This is a genomic window from Actinomadura soli, assembly GCF_005889715.1.
In the GTDB taxonomy this organism is placed as follows: Bacteria; Actinomycetota; Actinomycetes; order Streptosporangiales; family Streptosporangiaceae; genus Spirillospora; species Spirillospora soli.
The window spans coordinates 1-10,218 of the sequence record NZ_VCKW01000279.1; the positions used below are offsets into that span (position 1 = coordinate 1).

7 protein-coding genes are annotated in these 10,218 nt (G+C 69.4%); 2 read left to right on the top strand and 5 right to left on the bottom strand.

The annotated features are described in order from the left end of the window. Positions 1 to 243: 243 nt before the first annotated feature. Both ETD83_RS34875 and ETD83_RS34880 read left to right on the top strand, forming a co-directional pair. A complete protein-coding gene (locus ETD83_RS34875; protein ID WP_138649472.1) occupies positions 244 to 1,074 on the top strand; it encodes an ABC transporter ATP-binding protein in 831 nt (276 codons plus the stop codon). Further along, complete coding sequence (locus ETD83_RS34880; RefSeq protein ID WP_230421382.1) at positions 1,071 to 3,572, top strand: ABC transporter permease; 2,502 nt, start codon at positions 1,071 to 1,073, stop codon at positions 3,570 to 3,572. The genes ETD83_RS34875 and ETD83_RS34880 overlap by 4 nt, the downstream gene beginning before the upstream one ends. A 90-nt stretch (positions 3,573 to 3,662) precedes the next feature. Here the strand turns inward: ETD83_RS34880 and ETD83_RS34885 are convergent, their stop codons facing one another. The 5 genes from ETD83_RS34885 to ETD83_RS34905 all read right to left on the bottom strand — a co-directional run bounded on the left by ETD83_RS34885 (position 3,663) and on the right by ETD83_RS34905 (position 9,791). Further along, the gene (locus ETD83_RS34885) at positions 3,663 to 4,772 is read right to left on the bottom strand and encodes an ABC transporter ATP-binding protein (RefSeq protein ID WP_329603034.1); all 1,110 of its coding nucleotides are present in this window, start codon (positions 4,770 to 4,772) and stop codon (positions 3,663 to 3,665) included. A gap of 26 nt (positions 4,773 to 4,798) precedes the next feature. Beyond that, positions 4,799 to 5,866, bottom strand: a complete 1,068-nt coding sequence (locus ETD83_RS34890) for an ABC transporter ATP-binding protein (protein ID WP_138649473.1) — start codon at positions 5,864 to 5,866, stop codon at positions 4,799 to 4,801. Then, a complete protein-coding gene (locus ETD83_RS34895) occupies positions 5,866 to 6,879 on the bottom strand; it encodes an ABC transporter permease (RefSeq protein ID WP_138649474.1) in 1,014 nt (337 codons plus the stop codon). Before ETD83_RS34895 ends, ETD83_RS34890 begins: the two co-directional genes overlap by 1 nt. A 103-nt stretch (positions 6,880 to 6,982) precedes the next feature. After that, positions 6,983 to 8,752, bottom strand: coding sequence for an ABC transporter substrate-binding protein (locus tag ETD83_RS34900; RefSeq protein ID WP_205718047.1), 1,770 nt, complete (start codon positions 8,750 to 8,752; stop codon positions 6,983 to 6,985). Positions 8,753 to 8,798: 46 nt separating this feature from the next. Continuing rightward, positions 8,799 to 9,791: an ABC transporter permease gene (locus ETD83_RS34905; protein WP_138649475.1), complete on the bottom strand. Its 993-nt coding sequence runs from the start codon at positions 9,789 to 9,791 to the stop codon at positions 8,799 to 8,801. Positions 9,792 to 10,218: the final 427 nt, after the last annotated feature.

A 10,218-nucleotide genomic window follows, 5' to 3' on the forward strand; every position in this document is an offset into this window, starting at 1 on the left:
CCGCCACGCCCGGCACCTGCGCCAAGACGCGCCCCGAAGCGGGCGGGCGGGTCTACTCCGCTAGGACGACGGGAGGACCCCGTCTACTGCCACGGGTGGACCGCCAAGTCCGTTCCTGAGGGGCATCACAGGGGGTCGTCCGGCTTCTACTGTTTTGAACGTCGGATCGCCGGGGGAACGGCGCGGTCGCGACGCATCCTGCTCACTCGCACATCCCCGCTCACTCACACTTGGGAGTTTCACGTGACGAACACCGCCCCATCGACCGCCGGCGCGCAGACCGCGCCCGGGGCGGGCGACTTCGCCGCACGGACCCACCAGATCGCGAAGGTGTACGGGCGCGGCGACGCCCAGGTCGTCGCGCTCGACGGGGTCACGGTCGGCATCCCCCGCGGCCGTTTCACCGCGATCATGGGCCCGTCCGGGTCCGGGAAGTCGACCCTCATGCACTGCATGGCGGGCCTGGACTCGGTGGACTCCGGTGAGGTCTTCATCGGCGACACCGAGCTGACCCGCCTGAAGGACAAGCAGCTGACCCGGCTGCGGCGCGACAAGGTCGGCTTCGTCTTCCAGGCGTTCAACCTCGTCCCGACGCTGACGGCGCTGGAGAACATCACGCTGCCGATGGACATCGCGGGCCGCAAGCCGGACAGGGAGTGGCTGGACACGGTGATCGACACGGTGGATCTGCGGCCGCGGCTGAAGCACCGTCCGACGGAGCTGTCGGGCGGGCAGCAGCAGCGGGTCGCGTGCGCCCGCGCGCTCGCCGCCCGCCCCGAGATCATCTTCGCGGACGAGCCGACGGGGAACCTGGACTCGAGGTCCGGCGCGGAGGTCCTGGGGTTCCTGCGGGACTCGGTGCGCCGCATGGGGCAGACGATCGTGATGGTGACGCATGACCCGTCCGCGGCGGCGTACGCCGACCAGGTGCTGTTCCTGACCGACGGGCAGATCGTCGACACGATGCAGGGGCCGACGGCGGAGCGGGTGCTGGAGCGGATGAAGGGCTTCGAGACGGGCCCCGGCCCGGCCGCGCGGACCGCCGTGCAGGAGCCGGGGGTCACGGCGCGATGATGGGCAAGGTCACGCTCCGCAACCTCGCGGCGCACAAGATCAGGCTGGTGCTGACGGGCGTCGCGGTGATCCTCGGCGTGGCGTTCGTGGCCGGCACGCTGATCTTCACCGACAGCATGAACAAGCAGTTCGACGAGCTGTTCAGCCGGGTCGGCACGAACGTGGCCGTGGACGTCCGGGCCAAGAAGGTCGTGGACGGCGACGACGACGGGATGGCGGCGCAGCCGGTTCCGGCGACGGTCCTGAAGGCGCTGGAGGGCGTCGACGGCGTCAAGGACCCGAAGGGGAACGTCACCGGGTACGCGGCGGTCGTCGGCAAGGACGGCAAGGTCATCGGGACCCCGCAGAACGGCCCGCCGCAGATCGGCATGAACTGGACCGGCACCGGGATCTACGACCTGTCGGCGGGCAAGGCGCCGCAGGGGCCCGGCGAGGTCGTCATCGACGACCGGACGGCGGAGAAGGGCGACCTGGCGGTCGGCGACACCGTCCAGGTCCTCACCGCGGGCCCGCCGCAGCGGATGCGGGTCGTGGGCCTCAGCGACGCCGGCAACCTGATGGGCGCGACGCTCACCGCGTTCGACACCCCGACGGCGCAGAAGCTGATGCTGAAGCCCGGCTATTTCAGCGACATCGAGATGGGGTCGTCGGGCCCGTCGCAGGCGGAGCTGCGCGACCGGGTCGCGAAGGTGCTGCCGTCGGGGATGGAGGCCGTCACCGGCGAGAAGCTGCGCGAGGAGGCCAAGAGCGACATCGCCACGATGATGAACTTCTTCCGGACGTTCCTCCTCGTGTTCGCGCTGATCTCGATCTTCGTCGGGGCGTTCATCATCTTCAACACGTTCTCGATGCTGGTGGCGCAGCGGACCCGTGAGCTGGCGCTGCTGCGCGCGGTCGGCGCGGCCCGCGCGCAGGTGACGCGGGCGGTGATCGGCGAGGCGGTCGCGGTCGGGATCGTCGGGTCGACGCTCGGGCTGCTGGCCGGGGCGGGCCTGGCGACGATGCTGCAGTCGCAGGTCGGGGACGCCGGGGACGGCGGACTGACGTTCACGGCGACGCCGGTGATCTGGTCGTACGTGGTCGGGATCGTGGTGACGGTCGTGTCGGCGTACTTCCCGGCCCGCCGCGCCGCGAAGATCCCGCCGGTGGCGGCGATGCGCGACGACGTCGCGCTGCCGCAGCGGTCGATGCGGATCCGGCTCGCGCTCGGGTCGCTGCTGACCCTGGCCGGCGCGGGCCTGATCGGGGCCGGCCTGGCCGGCAACGGCGGCAACCCGGTGATCCCCGTGGGCGTGGGCGCGTTCGCGGTGTTCATCGGTGTCGCGATGCTCGCCCCGGTGATCAGCGTCCCGGTGCTGCGGGTGCTGGGGGCGCCGGCGGCGCGGCTGATGGGGTCGCCGGGCAGGCTGGCGCGGCAGAACGCGCTGCGCAACCCGCGCCGCACCGCCGCGACCGCCGCCGCGCTGATGATCGGCCTGGCGCTGATCACCACGGTGAACGTGCTCGGGGCGACGATGCGGGCGTCGGTCGACGACCAGATCGACTCGCAGTTCGGCGCGGACTACCTGGTCGCGTCGGAGGGCGCGGGCGGTGTCGCCGCCGGGGCCGCGCAGAAGATCCAGGCGGTGCCCGGGGTGACGGCCGCGTCGCCCACGTACGTGGGCGACGCGAAGATCGCCGGGAAGGACGCGTCGTACATATCGGCCGACGCCGCCATGATCGTGAAGGCCGCGAAGCTGAAGATCGTGTCGGGCGGCGCCGACCTCGGGAACGCCGGGATCATGGTGGACGAGGACACCGCGAAGGACAACGGCTGGAAGGTCGGCTCCGCGGTGCCCGTGCAGTTCACCGACGGGAAGACCGAGCGGCTGACGGTGACGGGCGTGTACGCCAAGAGCGACCTGATCGGGACCCGGCTGGTGTCCCCGCAGGCGTACATGCGGCACACCCTCAACCCGTCCGTGGACGCGATCGTCGTGGACGCGGCGGCGACGACCGCGGCGACGAAGACCGCGCTGGAGTCGGCGCTGAAGGAGTACCCGAACCTGAAGGTGTCCGATCAGTCGGCGCTGAAGGAGGACGCCCGCAAGCAGGTCGACGGGTTCGTGACGTTCCTGACGATCCTGCTGGTCATGTCCGTCATCATCGCGGCCGTCGGCGTGGTCAACACGCTGGCGCTGTCGGTGATCGAGCGGACCAGGGAGATCGGGCTGCTGCGCGCGATCGGGATCTCCCGGCGGCAGCTGCGCCGCATGATCCGGCTGGAGTCCATCATGATCGCGGTGTTCGGCGCTGTGCTCGGCATGGGCATCGGGGTCGCGTTCGGCGCGGCGCTGCAGAACGCGCTGGCCGAGGACGGCCTCGGCGTCCTCGCCATCCCGTACGGGACGCTCGCCATCTACCTCGCGGTGGCCGCGGTGATCGGCGTGCTGGCGGCGCTGTGGCCGGCGTGGCGCGCGGGGCGGATGGACGTCCTGAAGGCCATCGCCACCGAGTAGCCGGCGGGGGACGCGAAGACCCGGCCACCTCGACGAGGAGGGGCCGGGTCTTTCGCTGCGCGCGGGCCGGAATTCGGCGCGGCCGGGCGGTCACTCCGCCGGGTCGGCGGGTTCGTCGGCGGGAGCGGGGGCCTGCGCGACGGCGGCCTTGGCGACCGCGTCGGTGGCGCTGACCGTGGTGTTCTCCGGGAAGTGGCAGGCGGCCTGGTGGCCGGGGCTGAGCTCCACCAGCGGCGGCTCGACCTGCTTGCAGATGTCCTGCGCCTTCCAGCAGCGGGTGTGGAACCGGCAGGCGGGCGGCGGGTCGAGCGGGCTCGGCACGTCGCCCTGCAGCCGGATCCGCCTCCGCGCGCCCCGCTCGGCGGGGTCCGGGATCGGCACCGCGGACAGCAGCGCGTTGGTGTAGGGGTGCATGGGCCGCTCGTACAGGTCGGCCCGGTCCGCCACTTCGACGATCTTGCCGAGGTACATGACGGCGACGCGGTCGGAGATGTGCCGGACCACCGACAGGTCGTGCGCGATGACCACGTAGGTCAGGTCGAGCTCGTCCTGCAGGTCCTCCAGGAGGTTCACGACCTGCGCCTGCACCGACACGTCCAGCGCCGACACCGGCTCGTCCGCGACGATCAGCTTCGGCTTGAGGGCCAGCGTGCGGGCGATCCCGATGCGCTGCCGCTGCCCGCCGGAGAACTCGTGCGGGTACCGGTTGTAGTGCTCGGGGCTCAGGCCGACGAGTTCCAGGATCTCCTGGACGGCCTTCTTCACGCCCTGCTTGGCCTCGATGTTCTGCAGCCGGAACGGGGCCCCGACGATCGCGCCGACCGTCTTGCGCGGGTTCAGCGACGAGTACGGGTCCTGGAAGATCATCTGGAGGTCGCGGCGGAGCGGCCGGAGCCGCCCCTGCGACATCTTCGTGATGTCGTGCCCCTCGAAGACGATCTTCCCGAAGCTCGGGTCCAGCAGCCGCATGATCATCCGGCCGGTGGTGGACTTGCCGCAGCCCGACTCCCCCACCAGCCCGAGGGTCTCGCCCTTGCGGACGGAGAAGGACACGCCGTCGACGGCCTTCACCGCCGCGACCTGCCGGCGCAGCAGCCCCGCCGTCACGGGGAAGTGCTTGCCGAGGTTCTCCACCTCCAGCAGGGTCTCGCCCTCGTGGACGGGACGGGCCGCGTCCGCCGGGGCCTTCACAGTGCTCACCACAGTCTCGTTCCCACCCGTGCTCGTCACAGCTTCGGCCGGATCTCGTCGGTCCAGATCTCCCGGCGCTTGTCCAGCGGCAGATGGCACGCCGCCTTGTGGCCGGGTTCGAGCTCGATCAGCTCGGGCCGTTCCGTCGTGCTCTTGCCGTCGTTCAGGTCCGCGTAGGGGCAGCGCGGATGGAAGGCGCACCCGGACGGGACGTTGATCAGGCTCGGCGGCGACCCCACGATCGGCAGCAGCCGCTCGGAGCGCTCCCGGTCCAGCCTCGGCATCGAGCCGAGCAGCCCCCACGTGTAGGGGTGCAACGGCTGGTGGAAGGCGTTGTCCACGGACGCGTACTCGACGCAGCGGCCCGCGTACATCACCAGGATGTCGTCCGCCAGCTCCGCGACCACGCCCAGATCGTGGGTGATCATGATGACGGCGGAGTTGAACTCCTGCTGCAGGTCGCGGATCAGGTCCAGGATCTGCGCCTGGACGGTCACGTCCAGCGCGGTCGTGGGCTCGTCGGCGATGAGCAGCTCGGGGTCGCACGACAGCGCCATCGCGATCATCGCGCGCTGCCGCATGCCGCCGGAGAACTGGTGCGGGTAGTCGTCCACCCGCTTGTCCGGCTTGGGGATGCCGACCTTGCCGAGCATGTCGATGGCGTGCTTGCGCGCCACCTGCTTCGACACGTCGTTGTGCACCCGGTACGCCTCGATGATCTGGTGCCCGACCGTGTAGAACGGGTGCATCGACGACAGCGGGTCCTGGAAGATCATCGCCATCTCGCGGCCGCGGAGCCGGCGGACCTCGGTCTGCGAGGCGCCGACGAGCTCCTTGCCGTTCAGCCAGATCTCACCGGACACGTTGGCGTTGCGCTTGTTGTGCAGGCCCAGGACGCCGAGGCTCGTGACGCTCTTGCCCGACCCGGACTCGCCGACGATGCCGAGGGTGCGGCCGCGCTCCAGCTCGAACGACAGCCCGTCCACCGACTTGACCAGGCCGTCGTCGGTCGGGAAGTGGATCTTCAGGTCGCGGACCTCGAGGAACGCCGCGGGAGCCTCGCCGGTGCCCGCTTTGCCCGCGGCGGGCGCGGTGCCGGTCATCAGCCCAGCCTCACTCTCGGGTCGACGATGGCGTACAGCAGGTCGACGATCAGGTTGATGACCACGATGGAGATCGACGTGATCAGCGTGACGCCGAGCACCATGGGCAGGTCGCCGCTGCGGATCGAGTCGATCGCGAGGCGGCCGAGCCCCGGGATGCCGAACGTGCTCTCGGTCAGCACCGCGCCGCCGAGGAGCAGGCCGAGGTCCAGGCCGAACACCGTCATGATCGGGGTCAGCGACGCGCGGAGCGCGTGCTTGGTGACGACGGTCTTCTCCGGCAGCCCCTTGGCCCGGGCGGTGCGGATGTAGTCCTCGTTCATCGTTTCCAGCATGCCCGCTCTGGTGAGCCGCGCGTACATCGCCGCGTAAAGGAACGCGAGCGTCACCCAGGGCAGCACCAGCGACTGGAACCATCTCACCGGATCGTCGGTGAAGTCCTTGTAGCTGCCGCCGCCCGGGAATATCTCAAGGCTGTAGGAGAACAGCGCCAGGGACACCAGTCCGGTGAAGTAGATGGGCAGCGACACGCCGCTCAGGGCGATGAACATCGCCGCCCTGTCCCAGAGGCTGCCGCGCCGCAGCGCCGAGATGACGCCGATGGTGATGCCGCCCGCGAGCCAGATGATCGCCGCGCCGAGCGCGAGCGACGCCGTCGCCGGGGCGCGGTCGACCAGCGTCTCCCGGACGGGCTGGCTGCTGCGGAACGAGTACCCGAAGCACGGCGCCGGGCATTTGTCCGTGGTGGGGCCGGCCTTGTAGTCGCGGCCGGCCACGATGCCCTTGAGGTAGTCCCCGTACTGCACGAGGACGGGGTCGTCCAGGCCGAGCCGTTCCTTGGTGTCCTGGATCGCCTCGGGCGTCGGCGCCTTCCCGACGAACCCGGCCGCGATCTGGTCGGTGGTCTGTCCCGCCAGCTTCGGCAGCCAGAAGAAGATGCCGAAGGTCACCAGGCTGACCAGCAGCAGCATGACGACGGCGCCGATGAGCCGCCGGATGATGTATGCGAACAAAATGCTCGGCCTCACCCGCCGGCCGGGCGGACCTGTAGGTCCGGACCCGGCCGGCGGGCGTCGCCTTCACCTGCCTTCAGAGGGACGCATGGTCGAGCGGGTGTTACTCCGTCACGCCCATGTTGAGGTAGTCGTACATTCCGCCGTAGGAGTAGGTGATGCCCACGTTGGACGCACGCTTCGGCCGGTACATCAGGGCCTTGGCGTAGATCAGCGGGACCTCCGCGGCCGTCCCCATGACCAGCTTGTCAGCCTCGCCGTAGGCCTTCAGGCGGGCCGCCTCGTCCGGGTTCTGGATGGCGTCGTCGAGGGCCTTGTTGACCCCCGGGTCGTCGAGCTCGGCGAGGTTGTTGCCGCCGGACGGCTTGATGGCCTCACCGTGCACGATCTGCTGCAGGAACCCGTAGCCGGTCGGCCAGTCCGCCGCCCACGCCATGATCATCATGCCGATGCCGTGGTCGTGGACGTACTTCGGCACGCCGACGTACTTCGAGAAGTAGTCACCGGCCGGGAACTGCACGATCTCGGTCTTGATGCCGACCTTCGCCAGGCTCTGCTGGATGGCCTGCGCCATCGCGACTTCCTTCGGCCGGTCGGACCGGGCCGAGATCTTCGTGGTGAAGCCGTTCGGCTGGCCGCACTGCTGCAGCTCCTGCTTGGCCTTCGCCAGGGTGGCCTGGTCGAGACCGCCGCCCTCGGCCTGCTTCTGCGGGTACAGGTCGAACTTGCTGTAGCCGGCGACCGTCGGGGGCAGCACCGTCGTGGCGACGTCACCGCCGGCCAGCGGGCCGCCGTAGGCGGTCTGCGCGGCGACCTTGTCGGTCGCGTACTGCACGGCGATGCGGCAGTGTTTGTTGTCCAGCGGCTTGACGTGGACGTTCAGCGACATGAACCGCAGGAAGCCCTGGACGGGGTTGTCGACGTACGGCTTCTGCTCGGCGGCCAGCACCTTGGGCTGGGTGCCGGACTGGACGCCGACGCCCGTGATGTCCATGTCGAGCGAGCCGGCCAGCAGCCGCTGGTCGATGTCGTCCGCGTTCTGCTTGAGCTGGACTTCGATCTTGTCGGGCAGCGCCTTGCGGATCGGGTCCGTGCTCTGGTTCCAGTGCGGGTTGCGCGACAGCGTCATCGCCTTGCCGCGCGTGTAGTTGTCGACCTTGTACGGGCCGCTGGAGACGATCGCGGACTCGTACTTCAGGCCGGTGTCCTTGGCCTTCGGCACCGGCATCGTCTGCGACATCGCGACCAGGTAGTCGAACTCCTGGAACGGCTCGTTCAGGTGGAAGACGATCGTCTGGTCGTCCGGGGTCTCGATGGACTTCAGGCCCTCGTCGCTCTTGTCGTCGTAGGGGCCCTTGTACGCCGGGTCGTTGTCGACCAGGTACTGCTTGAAGTACTTCGGCCCGTTCTGCAGCTCCTCGGAGAAGTTGCTGCGCTCGACCGCGTACTTCACGTCCTTGGACGTGACGGTGGAGCCGTCGTCGTACTTGACGCCGGTGCGCAGCTTGTACGTCCAGGTCTTGCCGCCGTCGCTGGCCTGCCCGAGGTCGGTCGCCAGGTCCGGGACGACCTTCAGGCTGGCGTCGCCCGCCTTCGGGTCGAACGTGGTCAGGCCGCGCCCGTACAGCCGGGCGAAGTTCTGCGAGAACGCGTAGTAGGTGTTGCCGGGGTCCGGTGCGTCCCAGTCGTCGGAGGTGGCGAGCTTGAGCGTGCCGCCCTTCTTGTCCGACTTGCTGACGACCTCGTTGACGCCGGCGTTGTAGCCCGGGCCGCTGCCCGAGCCGCCCTCGTCGTCACCGCCGCCGCAGGCGGCGAGCCCCGCGGCCGCGAGCACCCCGGCCGCGAGGACCGCGAACGGTCTCATCTTGTTCATGTGCAGGCGCACCCCTTCAATTAGACGGGTCCGAGAGGAACCCGAGTCACTTGGACCGAGGGTCGAGAGCGTCCCGCAGCCCGTCACCGAACAGGTTGAAGGCGAGGACGGTGATGAAGATGGCCATGCCGGGAATGATCATGTACATCGGGTCCGACTCGTAGATCGGCACCGCGAGCGTCAGCATGCCGCCCCACGAGGGCGTCGGCGGGATGACCCCGACGCCGAGGAACGACAGCGCCGCCTCGAACAGGATGTTGGTCGGGATCAGCAGGGTCGAGTAGACCAGGATCGGCGCGACCAGGTTCGGCAGGATCTCCTTGAACAGGACGTAGGTGTTGCTGGCGCCCATGCTGCGCGCCGCGTCGACGAACTCGCGTTCGCGCAGCGACAGCGTCTGACCTCGGATGATGCGGCCGATGTAGGGCCAGTTGAAGAACCCGATGACCACGACCAGCACCGACACGCGCAGCCCGTTCCCGCTCATCCCGAACGCGCCGTCGGCGACGACGCCGACCAGGGCGATCGCGAACAGCAGCAGCGGGAAGGCGAGGAAGGCGTCCATGGCGCGGCTGATGATGGTGTCCACCCAGCCGCCGAAGTAGCCCGCGGTGACGCCGAGGACCGTCCCGATGACGACCGACATCAGGGTCGCGAGGAACGACACCAGCAGCGAGATCCGGGCGCCGTGGACGATGCGGGCGAGCATGTCGCGGCCGGTCCCGGGCTCGACGCCGAGCAGGTGCTCACCGCTGATGCCGGAGTGCCAGAAGCCGGACTTGGGACGGTTGTAGGTCGGGTCGATCAGGTTCTGGTGGTATTTCAGCGGGTCCTGGACGAAGTACGGGCCGAAGATCGCGATGAGGATCAGGAGGATCACGACGACGGCGCCGGTGAGCGCGATCTTGTCGCGCTTGAGCCGCAGCCAGGCGATCTGCCCGAGGGAGCGCCCCTGGATCTTCTTGCGGTCGACGCCGGCCAGTACCGATTCCGGCTGAGCCTCTTTGTCGGACCCGCTCACCTCGATGGGTGCGGCCACGCTCCATACCTCCTACCGTCCGGCCACTGGTTCGGCCATGCCGCCGGCGCATGACCGGCGGCCGCGGAGATCGTCCGCCGGCCTCCGTGCCCGTCACGCCGCGTTCGCTGAAGGGAAACGTAGTCCTTCGGGCACGACTGTCCATCCGTGAAGCGACCTTCGCCAGTACCCGTATCTGACTTGTGATCTCGTCGTCATCTGCGGAACACGCGTCCGGACGTCACGTCGGACAAATCGCCCGAATAGTACGTACGCCACTACCCCGGCAGGCAACACGAAGCCGGTCTAGACCAGAAAGCTTTATCGTACTGAGTCCGTTCCGAGACCGTTCCTCCGCAGGTCAACCGCGGGTCGGCGTGGATCGTGGCGTGGGACGGGACCGCGGTCACACGGCGGCGGGCCGGGACGCCCCCGCATCGCGCGGGAG

Coding starts and splice junctions, on each gene's coding strand:
- ETD83_RS34880 (WP_230421382.1), top strand. CDS start 1,071: ATGATGGGCAAGGTCACGCTCCGCAACCTCGCGGCGCACAAGATCAGG.
- ETD83_RS34890 (WP_138649473.1), bottom strand. CDS start 5,866: ATGACCGGCACCGCGCCCGCCGCGGGCAAAGCGGGCACCGGCGAGGCT.
- ETD83_RS34900 (WP_205718047.1), bottom strand. CDS start 8,752: ATGAACAAGATGAGACCGTTCGCGGTCCTCGCGGCCGGGGTGCTCGCG.